This is a genomic window from Maledivibacter halophilus (genome assembly GCF_900167445.1).
GTDB lineage: Bacteria > Bacillota > Clostridia > Peptostreptococcales > Caminicellaceae > Maledivibacter > Maledivibacter halophilus.
Window position 1 is genome coordinate 1 of sequence record NZ_FUZT01000013.1, and the last position, 23,019, is coordinate 23,019.

Here is a 23,019-nt window from a genome sequence, read left to right on the forward strand (position 1 = left end):
CTAGAGTATCTCGTTGTATAGATAATGGCCCAATGGAAGCATTTTGGGGGATGTTAAAATCAGAAATGTATTATCTAAAAAAATTTAATTCTTATGAAGAGTTAGAATCTGCAATTATTGATTATATAAAGTATTACAACAATCACCGTTATCAGAAGAGACTTGAATGTATGACACCAATAGAATACCGAAAGCATATTTTAAAACAAGCATCATAAAAAATGACATCAACCATAATTAAATGATTGATGTCATAGTGATTTTTATTTTTTCCACTGTCTACTTGACAGGGGCATGTTCAGTTTTGCCATGATTATAACATTATTTTTTATGATTTTCCCAGAGGGGATAATTTCAGCATTCAGTAAAGATCAAGATGTAATTATTATTGGTGCTAAAACACTTAGGGCTATAAGCTTGTTTTTCCCATTGTTTGGATTTCAACAGGTATATGCTTCATTGTTTCAAGCTCTTGGAAGGGGAAGGGAAGCTCTTATTCTATCCCTTTCAAGACAAGGTATATTTCTTATGCCTTCAATTTTGATATTGCCTAAAATATTTGAATTAAATGGAGTAATTTTTAGTCAGACTGTAGCAGACTTTTTTACAATACTTGTTACGGGAATATTAGCTATTATTCTAAATAGTAAACTAAAAGAAGAAGAGAATAGTTATAATTTTTTAAATGAGAAAATTTCATAATTCTGATTTGTTAAAATTAAGAGTTTAAGTAAAGACTTTAATTTATACATGTTCAAAACTCCCAGAAGCACTGAGTATTTGCATATGCATAAACTAAGTTTTACCATATAAATCCTATATTATTTATCTATAGATAAATAATTTTATAATATGAAATATTAAAGGTATGAAAATTGCTGGTAGCATGTTTCCTACCTTTATTTTTTTTATTTGGAGAATGTTAATTCCCAATGCAAATATTAACAACCCTCCAACAGCTGACATTTCTGTTACTACTGAAGTTAATAAGAACTGCTTCATAGAGAAAGCTGTTATAGTTATAAAACCTTGATATAAAAATACTGGTATTGCAGAAAATAATACTCCTACACCTAGAGAAGAAGCAAAGGCTATTGATGAAATACCGTCTAATACTGATTTTGCAAAAAGGGTCTGATGATTATTAGCAAGGCCACTTTCTAGTGCACCAATTATTGCCATAGAACCTATACAGTACATTAAGCTGGCATTAACAAATCCTTTAGAAATACTATCATTGCCAGTAGAAAACATTCCACTGGATAAATTACCTAATAATTTAAACTTGCTGTTAAAATGGTTCTCTAGCTTGTCCATTGTATTTTCAATGGAATTGCCAAGCTTTTCAAGCCTATCTTCTATTTTTAGAAGTTCTCCAATTATACTCCCTATAACTAAACTAAATATCAGTAAAAGAATATTTTCAGCCTTGAGTGCATTCATTAATCCTATTAAAATTACTGCAAGACCTATTGACTGTAATACAGTTTTATTATATTTATCAGGTATACCCCCTCTAAAAAGTAGACCTAAAATACTTCCTCCAACTATTGCAAGTGAATTTACTATAGTACCTAGCATATTGAAAACCTCCTCTAATTATTAGTGTATTCAAATTATTATGGGGTTTATGGAAAATCAACATAAAAATTGGAATAGACTTTAAAATTCTTCACATGTATTATACAATTTCCAAAATTATAATAATGCCATCTCAAAGCTTATTTGTGCATCCTAAAAATATCCATATCTGTGGGGTTGTTTTGGATGTATAAATATACATTACTTTAGAGTTGGATATCTCTATATTATATAATATAATAATATAAATCAATATAATATTTATTATATTGATTTATTTATAGACTTTAAATAATATTAAGGTGGGATAATTGTGGATTATAAAACATTATTAGATAATGCAAAAAAAAATATGCGTACTTGTAGAGTCTGTCCTCAGTGTAATGGCAGGGCATGTAGAGGAGAAATTCCAGGAGTAGGGGGTAAGGGCAATGGACTGGGCTTTATAAGAAATTATGATAAGTTTAGGGATATAAAAATTAATATGGATACTATATATAATAGTGAAGAAATAGATACATCAATAGAGTTATTTGGTATTAAATTTAAATATCCAGTATTTGCAGCTCCAATTGGTGCAGTAGAAATCAACTATAGTGATTTATATACTGACTATGAATACCAAAAAGCCATAATAGAAGGCTGTAAGAATGCAGGAATAGTAGGATTTACCGGTGATGGTGCAAAGGATGAGGCCTATGAATCTCCCCTTAAGGTTATAGGAAAAAATAGTGGACTTGGTGTTCCTACAATAAAGCCTTGGAAAAAGGATGAGATATTGAGAAAGATAAAATTAGCTGAAGAAGCTGGTGCTATAGCTATGGCCATGGATATTGATGCTGCTGGGCTGGCTTTATTAGGTATGCAGGGTAAGCCGGTGGCACCGAAGTCAGCTGAAGAATTAAAAGAAATAATATCATCTACAAATACTCCTTTTATTCTAAAAGGGATTATGACTGTAGAAGGTGCTAAAAAAGCATTGGAATCTGGAGCATATGGAATTGTAGTATCTAATCATGGGGGTAGAGTTTTGGATGAAACTCCTTCAACTATAGAAGTGTTACCTCAAATAGCCAAAGCAGTTAAGGGAAAAATGAAAATATTTATTGACGGTGGAATAAGATCAGGATTAGATGTATTTAAATCACTGGCTTTAGGAGCCGATGCAGTACTAATAGGTAGACCCTATGCAGTGGCAGTTTATGGTGGTGCAGCTGAAGGTGTAGAGTTATATACTAATAAAATAGGAAGAGAATTACACGATACAATGCTTATGTCTGGTGCAAAGAGTCTTGATGATATTAATGAAAAAATGATTACTATGTGTAGATAATAAACATTAGAACTTAAAATAGATTTCATAGAAAATGTAGAACATGTAATATTTTTTTGAAATCTATTTTGAGTATTGTTATTCATTATCTAAAGTTTTATGGGTTTTAAAACATATTTTAAATGTTGTTTTTTCATTATTACTTTGTACAGATATTTTCCCACTATGAAGTTCGATGATATTTTTAGCTATTGCTAGTCCTAAGCCTGTTCCTCCAGTGGCTTCAGATCGTGATTGTTCAATACGGTAAAACTTTTCAAATATATAGGGAAGGTATGCCTTAGGTATAGGAGAGCCATAATTTGTTATATTTATGATTGCAAGACTATTTTTCTGCTTCAATTCAATATCTACATATTTACCATCCTTACCATATCTTATTGCATTTACAATGATGTTTTCAAATGCCCTTACCAGCATATCACCATCACCTAATATGTAAATCTTGTCATCTAGTCCCAATAGCCTAGATTCCATTTTTGCATCTTGAAAAATAGGAAAAAGTTCTTCCACTAACTGTTTAAGTAAATTTAAAAGATTTATACTAGAGGTTTGTATTTTCATAGAACCATGGCTGAGACGGGTAAACTCAAACAGCTCATCAATAAGTTTTTTTAGTTTATGGGACTTTTCGTGGGCAATATCTGCATAGTACATGAGATGAACCTCATCTTTATATTGACCGTTTACAATTAATCCAAGGTAACCTAAAATAGAGGTTAAAGGTGTTCTCAAGTCGTGGGATATACTTGTGATTAGTTCGTTTTTAGTTTTTTCAGCATTCCTTTCATCTTCAATAGAGGTTTTTAATTGATTTGCCATTTTATTAATATTTTCAGCCAGCTTTCCAAGTTCATCTGATGATCTTATTGGGATTTCTATATCGAATTTACCTTGTGCAATCTTTTGAATCTCTTTAGATATTTCATGTGCATATTTTAATTTTTTTTGAGCTAATAAAAACCTATTCATTAAGAAAAAGAAGATAAAAAATAGTATAATACCTGTTCCGATGGTTAGACGGTAGATACCAACACGATATTTTATATTTCTCATAAAAGTATTTATCCAAGAAATATAGTATATTCTTGCAGCTATTATTAATAGTATATATACACATAATGTAGATAATACAATACTTAGAATAATAATAATTGATTTTTTATCTATATTTCTGAAAAATTTATTTTTCAAATTTATAACCTACTCCCCATACAGTTTTAATAAATCTTGGTTTTCTTGAATTCATTTCAATTTTTTCTCTGATTTTTCTAATATGAACCATAACAGTATTACTAGAGTCAAAGAAACGCTCCTTCCATACCTTCTCAAATATTTCCTCAGTCCTAAATACTTTGCCTCTGTTACTTGCAAGCAAAAAAAGTATTTCGAACTCCTTAGGGGTCAAATCTATTTCTTTATCATAGAGACAAACAGTATGATTATCATAATTTATAGTAAGCTCATCTATATTAATAATATTTTCATATAGATTACTTGGTTTATTAGGATTAAGATAGATGTATCTTCTTAGCTGAGACTTTACTCTTGCAACTAATTCTAAGGGGTTAAAAGGTTTTGTCATATAATCATCTGCTCCTGTACTAAGACCCATGATTTTATCCATATCTTCAGATTTAGCACTTAACATTAAGATAGGTATATTTAGTCTCTGGCGAATATTTCTACACACTTCAAGTCCATTAATGTCAGGCATCATAATATCAAGTATAACAAGATGAATATGATGATTATCAAGAATTTTAAGACCATTTATACCATTAGTTGCTGTGATAACTTCATAGCCTTCATTTGTTAAGTGAATTTTAATAAGATTTACAATTTCTTTTTCGTCATCTACGACTAAAATTTTTGTTTTTTCCATTTTTCTCTTTCCTTTATATAAAATTTATTTTAAAAGTGTACCCCTTTAAAAAATAATGGATTTTTTAGTATTGCTTTAATACCATTATTATACAACAGTGCTTAATAATTTCAAACTAAGCCTTTAATACTTTATGAGATGCATGATTTATGGGAAAAATCAATACTTAATACTGTTTATTAACATAAAAGCTGCTAGATTATAAAAATATCTTAAGAAAATCTTAAGATATTTCCAAAGTTTTTTTTAAGACTTTTACTATAATATGAACTTGTAAGAAATATTATTAAAAATAATGGAGGTTAGCTTAATGCTAAAGAAAAAAGCAATGAATCTTATTATAATAATGCTGCTGATATCAATTTCCACAATTGGATGCAGTAACCAAAGTGTAAACAATGGAGAAAACAGCATAAAAGGAAATAAAGAGGAGGGCAATAATACTGAATCTGTTCAACTAAATACAAAGGAAGTGTTAAACAGTGGAGTAGAGCAAACCCTAAATATATCTATCTATGAAGAGGATGAATTCTATAATGAAGCAGCAAAAAAATTCATGGATAAATATCCCCATGTAAAAGTAAATGTAAATAGTTTTACTGCTCCAAATTTAATAGAAATGCCTGGAGGTGCGGTAATGAGCACAGCTCCCTCTCCAGAACAGACAGAGGAAAAGTACATAACAAAATTGAATACTGAATTAATGAGTGGAAGAGCAGGAGATATTATAGTAGATCTTAACTCTCTTCCTTTGGTGAAATATATCGAAAGCGGCAATTTAATGGAGCTAAATTATTATCTGCAAAATGATGATGAAATCAATTTAGATGAATACTACGATAATGTTATTGATGCTCATGAAAATAGCAAGGGAAAATTATATGCATTACCCATATCTTTTAGTATGGATACTTTAGGATTGAATATGGAATTAGCTAGGGAAGCAGGTGTTAATGTTAATATAGATAAGGATTATTACTCTATTAAAGATGCTACTTCTATGGGTATGGAAATATTAGAAAAAGTAGAGGGCAATAATATAGTATTGTTTCTTCAACGGCCTATTAGTTTAGTATTTATGGATATCTCAAACAACTATAATAAATATATAAACCACGAAGAGAAGAAGGCATATTTTGATTCAGAAGATTTTTATACTATTCTTACCACATATAAAAATTTATATGACAATGGATACTTTAAAGACTATGATTATCTAAAAGATGAGCTAATAATCACAGACGGTTGGGGCGGTCAAGACGCTTATTTTCAATTACACCCTGATAATGAATATAAATATAAACCTCAAGCCGGGGATAATGGGGAAATAGATTGTATTTCCTCAACTGTAAGCATAAATTCTTCCTCGCAAAACAAAGCTTTGGCATGGGAGTTTATAAAGTTTCTTTTATCAGAGGAAATTCAAAGCTCAAAACAAATAATCTTTACACCTGTATATAAGAAGGCTTTTATTTCCAATTCAAAGGAGTATGTTTCCTATCTTCAATCAAAAGGTAATGATTATTTAAAGGCAGATGAATATATAGAACTTTATGATGGATGGGCAAAAACCATTAATCACCATTATTGCAAGGACTTAAATATTAGAAATTTTATTGTAGAAGAGTTAGAAGATCTTTTCTCCGGTAAAAAGTCGGCAAAGGATACTCAAAAGAGTCTACAGAATAAGATTACTACTTATTTGAATGAATAGATTGAGTGGTGTGGGATAATGAAAACGAAAAGTAGTATAACAATTTTAATACTGTTTGTAAGTGGATTTGCACTATTTTATATTATCCCATTTTTAGGCTCTATATACTATGCATTGATAGATAATACAGTAAATAGACAATTTGTAGGGATAGATAATTTTACTATGCTGCTAAGTAATCCTGTATTTCTAAGGGCATTAAAAAATACCATTACTTTTATCATTTTGATTGTACCCTTAAATATGATATTGTCTCTACTATTGGCTATGGCAGTAAATAAAACTTCTTCATACAAAGAGCTTATAACCATATTATTTTTATTGCCCTTGGTAATACCTTCTGCAACTACTGCATTTTTCTGGCAAAAATTATTTGATTTATATGGACCAGTAAATAAGGTTTTAAGTAGTTTAGGGATTGAAAACATAGATTGGTTTGAAAGTCAGTATGCGGTTATGGTTATAGCTTTGATTTTCCTTTGGAAAAATATTGGTTATAATATGATACTTTTTATAAGTGGTCTAAATAATATTTCTAAAGAATATTATGAGTATGCGAGTATAGAGGGAGCAGGGAAATGGAAGGAATTTACCAATATTACAATGCCTTGCTTAATGCCTACCTCATTACTCATACTAATTTTGACCTTAGTTAATTCCTTTAAAGTTTTTAAAGAAATATATTTAATAACAGGAAACTATCCCCATGAGAGTATCTATATGCTGCAGCATTATATGAACAATCAATTTCATTCCCTTAATTATCAAAAACTAACTAGTGCCTCTCTTACTCTTACAATATTGATAGTATTATTTGTACTATTATTTTTCGCAATAGAAAAGAAAGTATCAAAGGATTTATCGTAGAGAAGATAAAAAAGAAGTTAGAGGGGGGAATATCAAATGGAAAAAACATATAATAATAAGTCAATTATGACATATATACTCATTATAATAGGGATCATATATATCTTCCCTATTTTATTGACCTTCACAAATTCTCTCATGAGCATAGGAGAGATAGAAGAAAACTATAGTACTGAAGATGGTATTTTTAGTGATGATGACTATAAGTATATAGATATGAATATAATTCCAGAAACAGTTACCTTTAATCAGTATAGGCATATTTTTTTGAATACACCTACATACATAAATATGTTTTGGAATTCTGTAAAACTTACTTTCCCAATTTTGATAGGTCAATTGATAGTTTCTTCTGTAGTTGCCTATATGTTTACAGTTTTACGATTCAAATTCAAAGAAATATTGTATTTTTTATATATATTGGTGATGTTATTACCCTTGCAAGTCACAATGGTACCAAATTATATTGTGGCTGATATGTTAAATATAAAAGACAGCTATTTAGCCATTATAATTCCATTAATTTTTAATCCCTTTGGTGTTGTTCTTCTTAGACAGTATATGAAAGTATTTCCATATTCATATGTAGAAGCGGCACAAATGGATGGAGCAGGGCATCTATATATTTTTACAAAACTAGTCCTGCCAATGATAAAGTCAGGTATAGTATCACTAGGAATACTTACATTTATAGATTGTTGGAATATAGTAGACCAGGCAATAGTATTTATCAGAGAGAGCCATAGACAACCCCTATCAGTATTTCTTTCCAGCATAAATCAAGGTGAAATAGGGGTAGCTTTTGCTTCATCATCATTTTATGCCATTCCTATACTTTTAGTATTTTTCTATGGACAAAAATATTTAGAAGATGGAATACAAACTGCGGGGTTAAAGGGGTAAAAAAATGAAAAGAAAAGCACTAAAAATTATAACGATTATATTTATTACATTGGTATTGATATTTACATTTTTTTCAAAAACCATATATAATTATTCTTTACCTGAGGTTTCTACTAAAATGCCTTCAAAGGGAAATATAGTAAATACAATAAGAGCAAAGGGATTAATAAAGCCAAAGAAAGTCCATAAAATATATTCTGATTATGAAGGCAAAGTTATGAATGTATATTTTGATAAAGATGATGAGGTAAAGGTCGGTAATACTATCTTAAAATTAGAAGATGATAATACAGAGTCAAGTACTTTATTGCTAGAAATAGATAAAATGAATAATAATCTTTCTTTACTGCAAAACAAAGCTGAAAAGTTAAAAGAATCACTGGAAAAGAATACTGTTCTTTTTAAGCAGAAAGCAATAATAAAATCAGAATTAGATAATATACGGGAAGAGTATGATAAGGTTTTGGCTGATATAGAAAATGTTAAAATAGATATGGATTTAAAGAAAAAGGAGCTATCAAAGCAAGGGGATAAAAGTATTATTGCCGATAAGTCTGGAATTATTCATTTGAAAAATGTAGATGAAGGACAATACATCAACAAAAACCATGTGATTTATGAGATTTATGAAAAAAGTAATACATATGAAGTGGATTTTCATGTTTGTGAGGAGGAAAGTTTGCTGTTAAGTGTAGGAGATGTAGTAGAAGTAGCTTTGTTTGGGAACAAAAATAAGATAGAAGGAACAATTTCATCTATTACCTATGATAATGAGGATGAGGATAATGAATTTAAAATAAAGATAAGCTTTGACTATACAGGTAAAGAAAGTATAATAGGAAAACCTGTAGAAATCACTATAAAAATAGTGAGTCAGCCCTTTGAAGCTCTTGTACCAAACAGTGCAATAAAGCAAGATGTGAAGGGATATTATGTTCTTGTAATTGGAGAAACTGACGGGATTTTTGGAAAGGAGTATTATGCAAAAAAAATAAATGTTAGAGTAATTAAATCCGACGAAAAAAATAGTGCAGTAGAGGGCTTTACATATTTTAGACCTGTTATTATCGGTAGCGATAAAGAAATAAAAAACGGAAGCAGGGTGAAAATATGTCAGCAGTAAGAAAAGTATTTTTTGCTTTGGGAATATTAAGCCTATTACTTTGTCTGTCTGTAGGAATGATCTTAGGTAATGAGGGAAAAAAACAGGTTGATAGTAATGTGTTCTATATTAGGGAGAAGAGAGAAAGTAATAGTTTTTCCTTGGAGGATATAGAAAAACTGAAAGAACTGACAAGAATAGCACCTGTACTTGAAACCACTAAAAGGGTAGAGTCAAATTTTTATAATAATGATATGACTGTAATAGGTACTAGCGAAGACTTTTTCTATTTTAATAGTATGAATTTTATTGAAGGAAATGGTTTTTTCACTACCCACGAAAAAACGGGTATAGACTATGCAGTATTGTCAGAAAGTGCAGCAAATAATCTTTTTGGAACATCAAAGTCTACAGGAACGACTTTTTTTATAGAAAATAAACCATTTATGCTTATAGGAGTAATTAAAGAAAAATATTTAGATGACAAAGAAAATATTGTTTATATTCCAATGAATAATTTTGTCAGACATTTTGATACCCAGGAAGTCAAGAGCATATATATACTAGGGGGAAATTCCATATATATAGAACAGTATTTAGGTACTATAGGCAAAAATATGAAAAATTTTTTAGTTATTGACTTAATGAAGTATATTAATGTTCTATCTCAAAGACCGTTAATAATATTTTTTTTATTAGGACTATGTGCTGTAGTGGCTAATTGCATGAAAATTTATAGGATATTAGTTGATACAATTACTATTGGTATGGAATTTTTTGAAAAATATTATGTTAGAGAAATAAGAAGTTTTTTAAAAAATCCCAGAGTAAGAAAAAATATCTTTTCAATTATGGTGAATTTACTTATTTCAGTAATTATTATTTATATAATTTCCTTTGATTTTATATTACCGAATTATTTTTACTTTACAGGAAAGGTTGACAGTGATTTTTTTATTAACACATTTAAGGTGTTTAAACAAAATTACTATCTCAAGGGAAATTTATATGTTCTTAGAATTTATAATGAAATATCAAATTCTTTATTTGATATAGCTATATTATTTGGGTTACCTATGGTGATAGTTTGTATGCCTAATAGGGAAAAAAAGCATATTATATAAACCTATATAGAACTTTATGAATAGGAAAGGTGAATTGAAACTATTTAAATAGATAGACTTAAACTAATGAATAATTTGAAATCACCTTCTATTCATACAAATCTCCTGCCAATTTTTCAAGACCTTCTTTATCTAGAATTACAATTGTATTTTTTTCTTTTTTAAGTAAACCTTTGTGACATAGACTATTTAAAGTTCTATTTAAATGTCTGTAGCTGGTTCCGAGAAGCTCAGCTATATCAGTTAGTTTATCTGTTTCAATTTCACTAAAGGGCATGGTATAATTTTCATCATTATTCATAATTGCTAAAAAATAACTAGCTAGCCTATTTTCCAAGGGATATAAAAGGTTAATTGCATTCCAGTAGGAAGCATTATACAGCTTGCTGCCTAGGGTTTTACAAATGAATTGTAAGAACTTTACATCATTTGCTGCAGTATTTTTTAATAATTTCATAGGAATAGCGATACATGTAACATTTTCTACTGCTTCCACATCACAAGCAGTTAAATCACCATTTACAAATTCTATATCACCCATTACTTGAAGAGGAGTGTAAAACCTTAAAAGTAATGATTTTCCATTTTTCAAGAGAGTATATATTTTAACTTTTCCCTCTACTAGAAGATAAAAATAGTCCATTTTTTCATGGGCTTTGCAAACATGCTCACCTCTATTGAAAGTATGTAATCTCATAGTATCCACTATATTTTCTTTGAAAATATTATCAATATTATATTTTTTAAAATATGAATATAGGATTTCTTTATTATATGAAGATTTCATATTATTTCCTAGCCTTCTTTCATAAAATTTTAGATAAAATCAAAACTTCCAGATATAAGAACTGGCACGATCAGTAAATTTAAGAACATTTATATTTATATATTATCATAGGACATATGTCCTTTTAAAGCAATTAAATATAATGATAATCTATAAGAGTAGATATAAGAAAACTGCTAGTGGAGATGATATTATGTATAAATTATTTGCAGTTTTTTCAGGAGTATTAATTGCTTTAATGGTAACTTGTAATGGTAGTTTATCAAGAAATATAGGAGATGAATTATCCCTAATTGTTATTCATTTACTTGGGCTTATTACAATAGTAGGTATTTTAATTATAAGAAAGAAGGATGTTCCTAAACTAAAAAATATACCTATATACCTATTTAGTGCAGGGGCACTGGGAGTTTTTATGGTGTTTTCAAATAATATTTGTTTTAATTATTTGGGGGTTTCCTTAACCTTGGCATTAGGGTTATTAGGGCAATCCATAGCTTCCTGTATAATAGATCATTTTGGACTGTTTGGAATGGAAGTCAGCAAATTCAAAAAAGAAAAATTGTTTGGATTTATACTAATATTCATAGGTATAATTTCTATGGTTATATATTAAGGAGGAAAATTCTTGATTTATATAATACTTGCATTTTTAACAGGCTCTATGGTGATTTTATCTTTAGTAATAAACTCAAGATTAGCTGTAAAAATAGGGGTGTTGCAGGGAACTTTAATTAATTATTTAGTTGGACTGATATTTAGTATTTTAGTTTTAATTTTTAATTATAGTCGTGTTGATATATCATTAAAGCTTTTTTCAAATATTCCCCTTTGGTTTTATTTTGGAGGAGTTATTGGAGTGATTGTTGTATCAGTTAACAATATAGTAATACCTAAAATTCCAACCATATATTCAACACTTCTCATTTTTATAGGCCAGATTTTTACTGGGATAATTATTGACTTTATTTTAGGAGATTCCATTTCCAGAGGGAAAATAATCGGTGGATTGTTGATTTTACTAGGTATGATGTATAATTTTTATATCGATAAGAAAAATTTGCTTGTAAAAATTGTTGATGAATAGATTATAGGTTTTTAAATTCAAGAGTTTTTATTTGTATATGAGGCTTAGGTTATGTGTTTCCTCCCTTGATTCACATTATATTAAAGCCTCATATTTTTTTTATATTTTTATTAATATAATATCACATAATATTTCCATATGATAAAATAATAAAAATAAAGGGAGGTTAATTAATGCAGAAGAAATTTAAATTAATAGTGTTAGAAATTATAGTAGTTTTCTCAATAATGGGATGTAGCTATGTAGAATCTCCAGATATGCTTATTCGAAGGCCTAGAAAGGTAATAGAAAATGAAAACTATAATATTATCAATAAATTTTTAGATGAAAATAAGACTTTAACTTTGGCATCAGGTCAAGAAAATTATGAAGCAATAAGAAGAGTTGATATTGATGGGGATAAAGCAAATGAACTTTTGGTATTATATAAGGATATTGATAAAAAACATCAAAATATAAAAGGCTTTGGTATTCTTATTCTTAAGGAAGAAAAAAATCAATGGTATGAAATTAATAGAATTGGAGGTTTAAGCCACAGCTTTGATTTAGTAGATTATAAAGATATAACTGGTGATAATAAGCTTGAAATAATTATAGGAGTAAATACAGAAAATGAAATGAATAAACAATTATTAATATATTCCTATCATGGTGGGTATTTTCGGGACATTTACAGCTGTATATATAAGGATATTGGAATAGGAGATTTAAATAAAGATGGTCAAAGTGAATTGATTGTATTTAATAAAAAACCGGAAAATAATAAGAAATATGTTCAGGTTTTAAAATTTTTTAATGACGATATGATGATACTTGATGAGTATATTATTAATAATGACAGTTATTATAGCACTATGACTGTTGGCAAGGCTTCCAAGGAAGAAATAGGTGTTTTTATTGATTATGATGTAGGTTTATATAAGGGATATACAGATTTATTAGTAATGAAAAATAATAAGCTTATACAGGTCTTAGATAATATAAGAATAAATTATAAAAAGGTATTTGAAAATCATATTACTAATTCCGAGGATATTAATAATGACAATATTATCGAAATAGGGTTTATAGAAAAATTATTAATAACAGGAGAATATAAAGATTATAGTGTTCCTTATATAAAAAAATGGTATCAATGGAATGAAGAAAATGATATAGTCCTCATACAAAGAGAATATTATGACTATAATCAAAGATATAAAATAATAATACCAAAAGAGTGGCAAGATGACTTTATTATTTTAGAAAAAGAAAATAAGACAAGCACAGAATTTTATTCTTTAAATAATAAAAAACAGTTAGATAAACATATTTTCTCTATAAAAAGTTTTAACAAAGAAAATTGGGATAAGAAGAATTTAGATACTATAGGTAAGGATTATATAGTTCTAAAGGAGGATGAAAATATTATAATAATAGGTATATTAGGATATATAAATGAGGGATCAAGATTTTATATAGATAAAGAAAAACTAAGTATTACATTTAATTTAATATAAATTTCCCGGAAAATAATTAACGCTTTTACATTTTTTATTTAAAATTTATTACACCTCTAAACTAAGTTTTACTATGTAAACTCTATATATAAATTAGAAGGAGAAATTATATGAAGACAAAAATATTAGTTTTAGAAGACGAAGCATCGATAAGGAGCTTTATAAGAATAAAATTAAAGGGATTTGGATATGAAGTATTAGAGGCGGAAACAGGAAAAGAAGCCCTGGCAAAAATAGATGATACTATAGATATTGCACTATTAGATGTTATGCTTCCGGATATCGATGGATTTGAAGTTTGCAGGCAATTTAGAATGAACTATCCTAAGCTTGGAATTATAATGATCACAGCAATGGGAATGGAAGAAGACAAAATTACTGGGCTTGGAAACGGTGCCGATGATTATATTGTTAAACCCTTTAGCCCTAAAGAATTAGTTGCCAGAATAGAATCATTACTCAGAAGAATAAATATAAATAAATCCAATGAGGAGATTAAGAGTAGTACCATTAAACATGGAAGATTCATATTAGATACTGATAAAAGGATTTTAAAGAAAAATGATAAGCTTATTTCTCTTACCCCTACTGAATATTCTATTTTAGAATTTTTAATGAGTTATCCTAATAAAGTTTTTAGCAGGGATGAAATATTAGATAGGGTGTGGGGAAAGAATTATTTTGGAGATATAAAGACTGTAGATGTAAATATGAGAAGAATAAGGCAAAAAATTGAAGATGATGCTTCAAATCCTTCATCTTTAAAAACCGTATGGGGACATGGATATATTTGGAGTACGGAATAATGAAGAGCATAAAGGGAAGATTATATATACAAAATGGCATAATAATTATAAGTATTGTATTGATTTTGGAAGTGATATTTCTATTTTCCGTAAGGAGTTACTATTTTCAAAGTGTAGAAAGGCAGCTGATAAACAAAATAGATATTTCTGGAGAGTTTTACAATAGACATCTCATTAATGAAAGAATAAATGAAAAGGCCAAATATATATTAGAAAATGATTCAAAGGATCCCATATTTTATATGCAGGTGATAGATTCTGATAGAATAATGATAATTGATTCAAATGGATTAAGTTATAATAAGCCTTTAAACACAAGGGATATTGTTGAAGCTTTAAATGGAAGTACTAAAGCTATAATAACAAAGGATGTAGAGACTAATGAAAAAATAATGGCGATATCAACCCCTCTATATAGATTAAATGATATTTCTGGAGTCCTAAGATATCTTATCTCAATTGAAGATTTAGAAAAAATGGTTGCAAGAATCTCATGGATTTCCCTTTTAATAGGGGCAATTGTAATAATTATTATATTTTTATTGAGTTCATTTTTAGCCAATGATATAATTGGTCCCATCAAAGAATTAACAAATATATCTGAAATAATGGCTAAGGGAGATTTTTCAAAGAGGGCAACTAAAATAAGTAATGATGAAATAGGAAAGCTTTCCAGGACATTGAATTACATGGCAGAAGAAATCCAAAGAAGTAATTCTGTAAAAAATGAATTTATATCATCCATATCCCATGAGCTTCGCACACCACTGACAGCGATTCAAGGCTGGAGTGAAATAATTCTTTCTGGTGAAGTTGAAAACTTAGAAGAAGAAAGGGAAGGATTAAGGATTATGGCTAGTGAAGCCAAACGATTATCGAGCCTAGTGGAACAGCTTTTGGATTTTTCAAAATTTGAAGCAGGGAAGGTTACACTGGATTTAAAAAAAGTAGATATAAATAGGCTTTTAAATGATATATATAGTTATTTTAAAAAAAGATTTCATAAATCCCAAATTAAAGCCAGTTTAGCTTTAGACAAAAACCGTTGTTATGTCAGGGGAGATGTTAATAGGCTTAAGCAGGTGTTTATAAATATAATAGATAATTCAATAAAGTTTTCAGGAGAAAAGGGAATAATAATAATAAGGACCTTTCTGAAAAAAGATATTGTATTAATTGAAATAGAAGACAACGGTATAGGCATTCCCTCTAATGAAATACATAAAATAACAGAGAAATTTTATAGGGGGAAAACTAAGAGATCAGGTAGTGGTATAGGTCTAGCAATTTGTAGAGAAATAATAGATTTACATTATGGAAAATTTTACATCAGCAGTGTAGAAGGTAAAGGAACAAAGGTGAGTATTGAGCTACCCCTTATGAATAAAGATAAATAATTTTAAATCTAGAAAACCTTAACCTATTTGTAAATATTTAATATAAAAGACTATGTATAATAATAATAGATTCCGGTTATGGATATCCTAGCAAAATAGTTACTTTATACACATCAAAACTCCTGAGAAACATTGGATATTTTTATATCCATAAAGTAAGTTTTGCTATGGGAAACCTATATAGATAACCAACTCTAAAGTATTATGAATTTTAATGTTGGTTATTAATATAGAAAATAATATATTAGAGTCAATACTGTCACTTGAGAAAGGATGAATAAGAGATGAGATCAATAAGTAAAAAAGTATTTTGTATTTTATGTATTTTAATATTGGCTGTTTCTGCTGTAGGATGTAAAACAGTTGATAGTGAAGAGCCTAATGTGGAAAATAATGAAGCTAAAGAAGAAAATGAAAATTCAAGTGAAAAGGAGGTATACAATAAAGATATAGCTAAGTATTTTCCGGCGGTAGAAGGAACAGTTTTAAGATACTATGGAACTGCTGAATATGGACAAACATTAACTTTAAATAAAGTTATAGAAAATGAAGAAGAGCTTAGATTAGCCTTTAAGGGTGAAATAGATGATCTGAGTGATGGAGAAGGTCCTTCTAAGGAGGAATTAATCCTTGAAGTTGAATATGTAATTGATTCAGATTCAGTAAAGGAAATATATAAAAACCAAGAGCTTAAGCATTCTCAATCTATTATTAGAGAGCAAATAGTATTAAAGTCACCAATTGAAGAAGGTAAAGCTTGGAATCAAACAGTAAATATAGATGGCATGGAATATGAAGCAGAAACAAAGATTATTGAAATATTTAAGGATGAAAATGGTAAAAATTTAGTAAAAACTGAAACCCTTGTAAAAGGTATGGAGAATTATCCAGAAGACACATATAAAGAAGTAAGAGTTTATAAAGAAGACAAAGGACTTGTGGAATTTAATAAAGTGATTCTTTTAGAAGGTCTAGAAGGCGAAGAGCCCTATCCTTTTGAATTTGGATATAGATTATATGAACAAGAATAGTAGCTGCTTTTGCTAAGGCATAAAATTATTTTAGAATCCCAAATTAATTTGGGATTTTTCTTTATATAAGCAAGAAAAAGATGTAAAATGATGTTAAGTGAAAAAATTCTATAATTTATTTTAAATGTACTTTTTAGGAGGGGGGAGAAAGTATGAAGGTATATATTAGTGCAGATATTGAAGGGATCACAGGGGTTACCAGCTGGAGTGAGACGGATAAAGGAAATGCCGATCATTCTTCTTTGGTAAAGCAAATGGAAGAGGAAGTAAATGCTGCATGTAGGGGTGCATTAAAGGCGGGAGCAGAGGAAATTTTAATTAAAGATGCCCATGATAGTGGGAGGAATATTGACCCTGCAGTTCTTCCAAGAAATACTAAGTTAATAAGGGGCTGGAGTGGGCACCCGTTTTCGATGGTTCAAGAGCTTGATGAAAGCTTCGATGCTCTCATGTTTATTGGTTATCATTCTCGTTCAGGCTCAGGAGCTAATCCACTTTCACATACAATGAATGCACACGCAATAAATTATATTAAGATAAACGGTACATATGCCAGTGAATTTTTAATTCACGCCTATGCAGCTGCAACAGTGGATGTTCCTGTAGTATTTGTAAGTGGAGATAAGGGACTTTGTGAAGAGATAAATAAATTTAATGAAAATATAAGTACCTTTGCAGTAAAAGAAGGAGTAGGAAATTCCACCATAGGTATAAATAGTAATTTAGCAGCCCAGCTTACAGAGGAAAAGGTAGAAGAAGCATTGAAGGGCAATTTAAGTTTGTGTAAAATAAAACTCCCTGATAGTTTTGAAGTAGAAATTTCATATGTAAATCATATTAAGGCATATAAAGCATCATTCTATCCAGGGGTTAAGCAGATATCACCTACAAATATAGTATATAAATCCAGAAGCTATTTTGATGTTTTATGTATGATATCCTTTTTAGTTTAATTACTAATAAAGATTTTAAAGCATCTGCTAAATGCCGATGCTTTAATTATTTCAAGCAATATGAGGATTAGAGGAGGAGCAATGAATCAGAATAGAATTCCCAAAAAAGATGCCTATATAGTACTGATTATTTCATTAATATTTATAGTAAGCTGCATATTATTTAAATTTTCTTTAGTATATGGATTTTTAGCAAGTGTATTTTTAGCAATTAGCATATTTATAAGAAGAGGTTTTTCTTTAAGAGAATTATTAAATATGATTTTATTTGGGTTATCAGAATGTAAGGTTATTTTTCTATTGCTGGTTTTAATTGCCTCCACAATATCTATCTGGATGTCTTCTGGCATAGTACCAGCAATGATATATTATGGATTTGAATATATGAAGGGAATGAATTTTCTATTTGCCACCTTTATAATTACATCTATAATATCAATTTTTATAGGATCAGCATTTGGAACCATTAGCACCATAGGAATAGCATTATTGGGATTAGGTAAGGGTTTTGGAATACCATCTCATATTCTACTTGGGACTATTATCTCAGGAGCATTTATTGCAGATAAAATATCCCCTATATCGGCGCTTCTTAATCTTACATTAGCATCAACAAAAGCTAGATATAGAGAAACAATAAAAACCATGCTTGTTACACTGGTTCCAACATATATATTATCTGGTATATTTTACTTTATAATAGGAAGAACTTATGGAATAGCAGTAGATATTAGTAATATGGATAATTATAAAATAGCTATAAAACAAAGCTTTATAATATCTCCTTTACTACTTTTGTTGCCGGTATTAATCCTGATTATGTCAGTTTGGGGAATAAAAATAATTCCAACTATTACGACAGGATTATTAGGAGGCTTCATGATAAGCTTATGGTTACAAAAAATTAAATTTATAGATGTTCTAAAGTCAATATTTTCAGGATATAGGGGAGCCACTTCCAGTGCTGAGCTTAATAAAATATTGGTTAGTGGTGGAATCCTTTCAATGGTAGAGGTAATGCTTATTATAGCGGGAGTAGTGGCTTTAAATAGTCTTCTTGAAGGAACAGGTATTATTCGACCAATAATTGATAATATAATATCCAAGGTCAAGTCAAAAAGCCAGCTTATATTTAAGACAGGGTTAATTAGTAGCATATTAACCATTGTAACCTGTGATCAAACCATAGGAATAATTTTGCCTGGTAGGCTGCTAAGAGAAAAATATAATGAATGGGATATCAATGATACTGTCTTGGCAAGAACAATATCAGATACAGGTACAATTATAGCTCCACTGATGCCGTGGAATGTCAATTCCATATTTATTTTTATAATATCGGGAATCTCAGCGTTTTATTATGCTCCCTATGCAGTATTATGTTATATTTCACCTGTAGTAACCTTTATAACCGCTTATTTCCATAAAGAAAAGAGATTACATGCTGAATATAAAAATATAGTATAGGAATAAGGCTTTGCCAGTTAATTGAGAAACTTGCATAATTAACATTATCAATTTTTAAAAAATATTAAAGGTCTTAAAAACAATTTAAAATTGAGGCTGTCAGGAAACAAAATTTATCTATTTCCTGACAGCCTCTTATGTGGTAAAAATATTTTAAACTTTGTACCAATATTAACCTCACTTTCAACTTTAATATAGCCTTTATGCTTATCAATAATCCACTTTGCAATTGATAAACCGAGACCATGGCCGCCGGTCTTTTTAGCCCTTGACTTGTCGGAACGGTAAAAACGGTTAAAGATTAATGGAATATCTTCTTTTGGTATACCTATTCCACTATCTTCTATAGTAACCATAACATTTCTTTTTTCTGTAAATAATTTAATTTTTATTTTACCATCTTCAGGTGTGAATTTAATACTATTGTCAATAAGTATTCTAAAAGCTTGTTTAATAAGCTTTCTATCTGCAGCAATTACAACTTTTTCATTAGCTTCCCAGATTATTTCATGTTTTGAATCGATTAAATTGGTTTCATAGGCAATTTCATTGATTAACTGATCTATATAGAAATCTTCAATTTGTAATTGTAATAAATCCTTGTCGCTTCTTGCAAGAAACAAAAGCTTTTCTATTAAATCCTTCATACCTTGAGATTCACTTTTTATTGCATCAATGGACTCATCTAGTACTTCTATATCTCCCTTTCCCCAGCGATCTAAAAGATTTATATATCCTTGAATTACTGAAATAGGAGTTCTTAATTCATGGGAAGCATCGGAAACAAATTGGTTTTGTTTTTCATAGGATGCCTGGATCCTATCAAACATATCATTGAAATTTATGGCAAGATCCCTGAGCTCATCATAGGATTCACTTACATCAAGGCGGGTATCAAGATTTTGAACATTTATCTCATTAACAGTTTCCGACATGTCTTTAATAGGACTAAGCATTTTTTTACTAAGCTTACATCCAATAACAATTATAATAAGAATTGCTAATATATTTAAAGTCAATAATATTATAGATAATATACTGACAGAAGTATTTTCAAAATCTAAGCTTTTTGAAAGCTGAAGATATAATATACTGTCATTCAAATTTATTTTATTGTTTAAAATCAAATTATCTCTATAAGCCTGCTGAATAATGGATGGAGAATTAAAATTATCATGAAATATTATATCATCATCTCTATTATTTGATGTATATAATATCTTTTTATTTTTATCAAAAAGTGATATTTCAATATTTTCATATTTTGAAATTTCATTTATTTTATCCACTGGTATTTCTGCTTCTTCTGCCACATGGTCAATAATAATATTACTGATTTTACTAATATTTTCATGGGTTTGATGCATTAAAAAAAAGCGAAATCCCAATAAAATTCCCATAGTGGATAAAAAAAGTATAAGAGATATTACAATACCATAGACAAAGGTTATCTTAAAGGTTAAAGAAAATCTTAGAAGCCTTTTTAATCTATTAATGATACTACCACAAATCCTTTTAAAAGGAATAAAAATAAAACCTATATATTTAAAAAGAATTGGTATAGAACTAATTAATATTTTAATGATTTTAAAAAACAATAAAATTATTTTATATATAAATTTAAATCCAGTTTTAAATCTACTCATCTTTTATAAGATACCCTACCCCTCTAATAGTGTGGATAAATTTCTTTTTGAACTTATCATCGATTTTGCTTCTCAGATAGCGGACATATACATCAACAACATTTGTATCGCCAAAATAACTGTATCCCCAAACTTTTTGAAGTATCTGTTCCCTTGTAAGGACCATATTTTTATTTTCCATTAAATATTTTAAAAAATCAAATTCCTTTTTAGTTAATTCAATAGGATTATTACAATATGTTACAAGATGCTTATTTTGATCAAGCTTTAATCCGTTGATAGAAAGAATATTTGATGCCTTTATGGCTGCTAAGTTATTATGCTTTAAAGCAACACGAATTCGTGCCAATAATTCTTCAATGGCGAAGGGCTTAGTAACATAGTCATCTGCACCTGTATCAAGGCCCATTACCTTATCCATAGTGGAATCCTTTGCGGTAAGCATAATAATTGGTATTTCAGATGATTGTCGTATTCGTCTGCATACTTCTACACCATTTAAGCCTGGAAGCATAATATCTAATATGATCAATGAAAAATCATTCTCAAGGGCTTTTTCCAGACCAGTTCTACCATCATATGCTTTTTCAACAATATAGCCTTCGTATTTTAATTCAAGCTCTAAAAAACGAGCAATTTTTTCTTCATCTTCCACTATAAGAATTTTATGTGGCATAAATACCGTCCTCCTAAGACTAATTACTTTCTCTTAAATTATACATCCTATAACTTATAATATTCAAGTTTTGTATATATTTTAAAGCAACCTATATTATCTATAAGTTGCTTATTTAAGCTATCTATCCTACTCTTCTTTTGTATTTTTAGTAGTTTCGTTTTCGTTGGATTGAAAATCAGAAGCCATATCATTTACAGCTGAGCTCATTTTATCGAAAACCTTATTGACATCATAGTTTTTTCCACCAATCTTCTCAATACTTATTTTATGTTTTGTTAATAAGGCTATAAGTAAACCTATTATCACAAAAGGAGTACCTATAATTGTTATTATTATAGCCAATGTAACTGGTATATTTAAGACGGTATTTTCACTGTTTTTGATTATGAATTTTGTTCTATTTCCTTTTTTAATAATACTTTTTAGCTTACTCATGAAATCACTTTTGTTTTTAGATTTTACTTTGTTTTCTTTTTCAAGATATACAAGGGCCTGAACTGTATCTCCTTCAAATTTTTCCAAAGCTTCCTTTGCATCTGCATAGCTTACATTTGCCCTCTTTTTTAATAAATCAATCTGTTCTAATGTGATTTTCATATAAATACCTCCATATAATTATAATTTTTTCTTTTTACTATTTGTTAATATTGTATAGCTTGAAAATTAGATAAAGCTTAGTGTAAGATTAAAAATAGATTAGAAAAAACAGCCAATACTAACTGTAATGTCAGTATTGGCTGTTTAAATATTTGTAAGATAAACAATTTCAAGGTTTAATATTATTTATTGTTAATATAATTTTCTAAGGCTTTTGATAATTGATCAGGACAGGAAGTGGACTTAACTCCGCATTTTATTCCCTTAAGCCTTTTAATAGCTTCATAAACATTCATTCCTTCAACTAATCTGCTAATACCTTGTAAATTACCGGGGCAGCCTGAAAAAAAAGCCACATTTTTCACCATATCATTATCAACAGTGAAGGTAATTTTCTTTGAGCAAACTCCTTGTGTAATGTATGAATTCATATCTATCCCCTTTTCTGCATATAGTATTATTTGAAATTTTAGAGTATATGTAGTCCAGTACTATGTTAATAAGTAAAATTAAGCTTGTCAAGCTAATTATTTAAAACTTTGATTTTTAAGGTGTTCATAG

General features: G+C 28.9%; 24 protein-coding genes. 16 read left to right on the forward strand and 8 right to left on the reverse strand.

The window, feature by feature from the left end; all coding sequences use genetic code 11:
* Together B5X81_RS20895 and B5X81_RS20900 are read left to right on the forward strand one after the other, a co-directional pair.
* On the forward strand, window positions 1-218 hold a 218-nt coding region (locus B5X81_RS20895; protein WP_139380422.1), incomplete at its 5' end, for an IS3 family transposase.
* A 91-nt stretch (window positions 219-309) separates the two neighbouring features.
* Window positions 310-702 (forward strand): MATE family efflux transporter, encoded by a 393-nt coding sequence (locus B5X81_RS20900; protein ID WP_170917528.1) that lies wholly within the window; start codon window positions 310-312, stop codon window positions 700-702.
* Window positions 703-825: 123 nt separating this feature from the next.
* Here the strand turns inward: B5X81_RS20900 and B5X81_RS20905 are convergent, their stop codons facing one another.
* A complete protein-coding gene (locus tag B5X81_RS20905; RefSeq protein ID WP_079494581.1) occupies window positions 826-1,581 on the reverse strand; it encodes a DUF554 domain-containing protein in 756 nt (251 codons plus the stop codon).
* Window positions 1,582-1,894: 313 nt separating this feature from the next.
* Here B5X81_RS20905 and B5X81_RS20910 point away from each other — a divergent pair, with 313 nt between their 5' ends.
* Window positions 1,895-2,914 (forward strand): alpha-hydroxy-acid oxidizing protein, encoded by a 1,020-nt coding sequence (locus B5X81_RS20910; RefSeq protein WP_079494583.1) that lies wholly within the window; start codon window positions 1,895-1,897, stop codon window positions 2,912-2,914.
* Window positions 2,915-2,992: 78 nt separating this feature from the next.
* On the opposite strand, the gene B5X81_RS20915 is transcribed toward B5X81_RS20910, so the two are convergent.
* Entirely contained in the window at window positions 2,993-3,886 is an 894-nt protein-coding gene (locus B5X81_RS20915) for a HAMP domain-containing sensor histidine kinase (protein WP_208985113.1), read from the reverse strand.
* A gap of 211 nt (window positions 3,887-4,097) precedes the next feature.
* On the reverse strand, window positions 4,098-4,799 hold the full coding sequence (locus tag B5X81_RS20920; protein WP_079494587.1) for a response regulator transcription factor: 702 nt from the start codon (window positions 4,797-4,799) through the stop codon (window positions 4,098-4,100).
* Window positions 4,800-5,109: 310 nt separating this feature from the next.
* On the opposite strand from B5X81_RS20920, the gene B5X81_RS20925 reads away from it, so the two are divergent.
* From B5X81_RS20925 to B5X81_RS20945, 5 genes are read left to right on the forward strand one after another with little or no spacing between them, the layout of a single operon-like run.
* Complete coding sequence (locus tag B5X81_RS20925) at window positions 5,110-6,513, forward strand: ABC transporter substrate-binding protein (protein WP_170917529.1); 1,404 nt, start codon at window positions 5,110-5,112, stop codon at window positions 6,511-6,513.
* 18 nt (window positions 6,514-6,531) lie between these two features.
* A complete protein-coding gene (locus B5X81_RS20930; RefSeq protein WP_139380423.1) occupies window positions 6,532-7,380 on the forward strand; it encodes a carbohydrate ABC transporter permease in 849 nt (282 codons plus the stop codon).
* Window positions 7,381-7,416: 36 nt separating this feature from the next.
* The gene (locus B5X81_RS20935) at window positions 7,417-8,283 is read left to right on the forward strand and encodes a carbohydrate ABC transporter permease (protein ID WP_079494593.1); all 867 of its coding nucleotides are present in this window, start codon (window positions 7,417-7,419) and stop codon (window positions 8,281-8,283) included.
* 4 nt (window positions 8,284-8,287) lie between these two features.
* On the forward strand, window positions 8,288-9,406 hold the full coding sequence (locus B5X81_RS20940) for an efflux RND transporter periplasmic adaptor subunit (protein WP_079494595.1): 1,119 nt from the start codon (window positions 8,288-8,290) through the stop codon (window positions 9,404-9,406).
* Entirely contained in the window at window positions 9,394-10,509 is a 1,116-nt protein-coding gene (locus B5X81_RS20945; RefSeq protein ID WP_079494597.1) for an ABC transporter permease, read from the forward strand. Before B5X81_RS20940 ends, B5X81_RS20945 begins: the two co-directional genes overlap by 13 nt.
* An 88-nt stretch (window positions 10,510-10,597) precedes the next feature.
* Here the strand turns inward: B5X81_RS20945 and B5X81_RS20950 are convergent, their stop codons facing one another.
* The gene (locus tag B5X81_RS20950; protein WP_079494599.1) at window positions 10,598-11,296 is read right to left on the reverse strand and encodes a cyclic nucleotide-binding domain-containing protein; all 699 of its coding nucleotides are present in this window, start codon (window positions 11,294-11,296) and stop codon (window positions 10,598-10,600) included.
* Between the two features lie 193 nt (window positions 11,297-11,489).
* Between B5X81_RS20950 and B5X81_RS20955 the strand changes: the two genes are divergently transcribed.
* The 8 genes from B5X81_RS20955 (at window position 11,490) to B5X81_RS20990 (ending at window position 19,536) form a co-directional block, all read left to right on the forward strand.
* Complete coding sequence (locus B5X81_RS20955) at window positions 11,490-11,912, forward strand: DMT family transporter (RefSeq protein WP_079494601.1); 423 nt, start codon at window positions 11,490-11,492, stop codon at window positions 11,910-11,912.
* A gap of 12 nt (window positions 11,913-11,924) precedes the next feature.
* Window positions 11,925-12,383 carry a DMT family transporter gene (locus B5X81_RS20960; RefSeq protein ID WP_079494603.1) on the forward strand — a complete coding sequence of 153 codons (459 nt, stop codon included), beginning with the start codon at window positions 11,925-11,927 and terminating at the stop codon, window positions 12,381-12,383.
* Window positions 12,384-12,556: 173 nt separating this feature from the next.
* Entirely contained in the window at window positions 12,557-13,882 is a 1,326-nt protein-coding gene (locus tag B5X81_RS20965) for a hypothetical protein (RefSeq protein ID WP_079494605.1), read from the forward strand.
* 110 nt (window positions 13,883-13,992) lie between these two features.
* A complete protein-coding gene (locus B5X81_RS20970; RefSeq protein WP_079494607.1) occupies window positions 13,993-14,688 on the forward strand; it encodes a response regulator transcription factor in 696 nt (231 codons plus the stop codon).
* Entirely contained in the window at window positions 14,688-16,085 is a 1,398-nt protein-coding gene (locus B5X81_RS20975; RefSeq protein WP_170917530.1) for a sensor histidine kinase, read from the forward strand. The genes B5X81_RS20970 and B5X81_RS20975 overlap by 1 nt, the downstream gene beginning before the upstream one ends.
* Before the next feature lie 284 nt (window positions 16,086-16,369).
* Entirely contained in the window at window positions 16,370-17,116 is a 747-nt protein-coding gene (locus tag B5X81_RS20980) for a hypothetical protein (RefSeq protein WP_079494611.1), read from the forward strand.
* Window positions 17,117-17,268: 152 nt separating this feature from the next.
* Window positions 17,269-18,069, forward strand: a complete 801-nt coding sequence (locus B5X81_RS20985; protein WP_079494613.1) for a M55 family metallopeptidase — start codon at window positions 17,269-17,271, stop codon at window positions 18,067-18,069.
* Window positions 18,070-18,150: 81 nt separating this feature from the next.
* Complete coding sequence (locus tag B5X81_RS20990) at window positions 18,151-19,536, forward strand: Na+/H+ antiporter NhaC family protein (RefSeq protein WP_079494615.1); 1,386 nt, start codon at window positions 18,151-18,153, stop codon at window positions 19,534-19,536.
* 113 nt (window positions 19,537-19,649) lie between these two features.
* Here B5X81_RS20990 and B5X81_RS20995 read toward each other — a convergent pair whose 3' ends face one another.
* From B5X81_RS20995 to B5X81_RS21010, 4 genes are all read right to left on the reverse strand, one after another.
* On the reverse strand, window positions 19,650-21,182 hold the full coding sequence (locus B5X81_RS20995) for a sensor histidine kinase (protein ID WP_079494617.1): 1,533 nt from the start codon (window positions 21,180-21,182) through the stop codon (window positions 19,650-19,652).
* Window positions 21,175-21,858 carry a response regulator transcription factor gene (locus B5X81_RS21000; RefSeq protein WP_079494619.1) on the reverse strand — a complete coding sequence of 228 codons (684 nt, stop codon included), beginning with the start codon at window positions 21,856-21,858 and terminating at the stop codon, window positions 21,175-21,177. The genes B5X81_RS20995 and B5X81_RS21000 overlap by 8 nt, the downstream gene beginning before the upstream one ends.
* 129 nt (window positions 21,859-21,987) lie before the next feature.
* The gene (locus tag B5X81_RS21005; RefSeq protein WP_079494621.1) at window positions 21,988-22,458 is read right to left on the reverse strand and encodes a DUF4342 domain-containing protein; all 471 of its coding nucleotides are present in this window, start codon (window positions 22,456-22,458) and stop codon (window positions 21,988-21,990) included.
* Between the two features lie 182 nt (window positions 22,459-22,640).
* On the reverse strand, window positions 22,641-22,889 hold the full coding sequence (locus B5X81_RS21010) for a TIGR03905 family TSCPD domain-containing protein (RefSeq protein WP_079494623.1): 249 nt from the start codon (window positions 22,887-22,889) through the stop codon (window positions 22,641-22,643).
* Window positions 22,890-23,019 lie beyond the last annotated feature (130 nt).

Bases quoted from the DNA above. Each gene is read 5' to 3' on its own strand.
- B5X81_RS20940 (WP_079494595.1), top strand. From the start codon at position 8,288: ATGAAAAGAAAAGCACTAAAAATTATAACGATTATATTTATTACATTG.
- B5X81_RS20990 (WP_079494615.1), top strand. From the start codon at position 18,151: ATGAATCAGAATAGAATTCCCAAAAAAGATGCCTATATAGTACTGATT.
- B5X81_RS20980 (WP_079494611.1), top strand. From the start codon at position 16,370: ATGAGATCAATAAGTAAAAAAGTATTTTGTATTTTATGTATTTTAATA.
- B5X81_RS20925 (WP_170917529.1), top strand. From the start codon at position 5,110: ATGCTAAAGAAAAAAGCAATGAATCTTATTATAATAATGCTGCTGATA.
- B5X81_RS20955 (WP_079494601.1), top strand. From the start codon at position 11,490: ATGTATAAATTATTTGCAGTTTTTTCAGGAGTATTAATTGCTTTAATG.
- B5X81_RS20985 (WP_079494613.1), top strand. From the start codon at position 17,269: ATGAAGGTATATATTAGTGCAGATATTGAAGGGATCACAGGGGTTACC.
- B5X81_RS21000 (WP_079494619.1), bottom strand. From the start codon at position 21,858: ATGCCACATAAAATTCTTATAGTGGAAGATGAAGAAAAAATTGCTCGT.
- B5X81_RS20900 (WP_170917528.1), top strand. From the start codon at position 310: ATGATTATAACATTATTTTTTATGATTTTCCCAGAGGGGATAATTTCA.
- B5X81_RS20945 (WP_079494597.1), top strand. From the start codon at position 9,394: ATGTCAGCAGTAAGAAAAGTATTTTTTGCTTTGGGAATATTAAGCCTA.
- B5X81_RS20920 (WP_079494587.1), bottom strand. From the start codon at position 4,799: ATGGAAAAAACAAAAATTTTAGTCGTAGATGACGAAAAAGAAATTGTA.
- B5X81_RS20970 (WP_079494607.1), top strand. From the start codon at position 13,993: ATGAAGACAAAAATATTAGTTTTAGAAGACGAAGCATCGATAAGGAGC.
- B5X81_RS20915 (WP_208985113.1), bottom strand. From the start codon at position 3,886: ATGAATAGGTTTTTATTAGCTCAAAAAAAATTAAAATATGCACATGAA.
- B5X81_RS21005 (WP_079494621.1), bottom strand. From the start codon at position 22,458: ATGAAAATCACATTAGAACAGATTGATTTATTAAAAAAGAGGGCAAAT.
- B5X81_RS21010 (WP_079494623.1), bottom strand. From the start codon at position 22,889: ATGAATTCATACATTACACAAGGAGTTTGCTCAAAGAAAATTACCTTC.
- B5X81_RS20935 (WP_079494593.1), top strand. From the start codon at position 7,417: ATGGAAAAAACATATAATAATAAGTCAATTATGACATATATACTCATT.
- B5X81_RS20950 (WP_079494599.1), bottom strand. From the start codon at position 11,296: ATGAAATCTTCATATAATAAAGAAATCCTATATTCATATTTTAAAAAA.
- B5X81_RS20995 (WP_079494617.1), bottom strand. From the start codon at position 21,182: ATGAGTAGATTTAAAACTGGATTTAAATTTATATATAAAATAATTTTA.
- B5X81_RS20905 (WP_079494581.1), bottom strand. From the start codon at position 1,581: ATGCTAGGTACTATAGTAAATTCACTTGCAATAGTTGGAGGAAGTATT.
- B5X81_RS20930 (WP_139380423.1), top strand. From the start codon at position 6,532: ATGAAAACGAAAAGTAGTATAACAATTTTAATACTGTTTGTAAGTGGA.
- B5X81_RS20975 (WP_170917530.1), top strand. From the start codon at position 14,688: ATGAAGAGCATAAAGGGAAGATTATATATACAAAATGGCATAATAATT.
- B5X81_RS20965 (WP_079494605.1), top strand. From the start codon at position 12,557: ATGCAGAAGAAATTTAAATTAATAGTGTTAGAAATTATAGTAGTTTTC.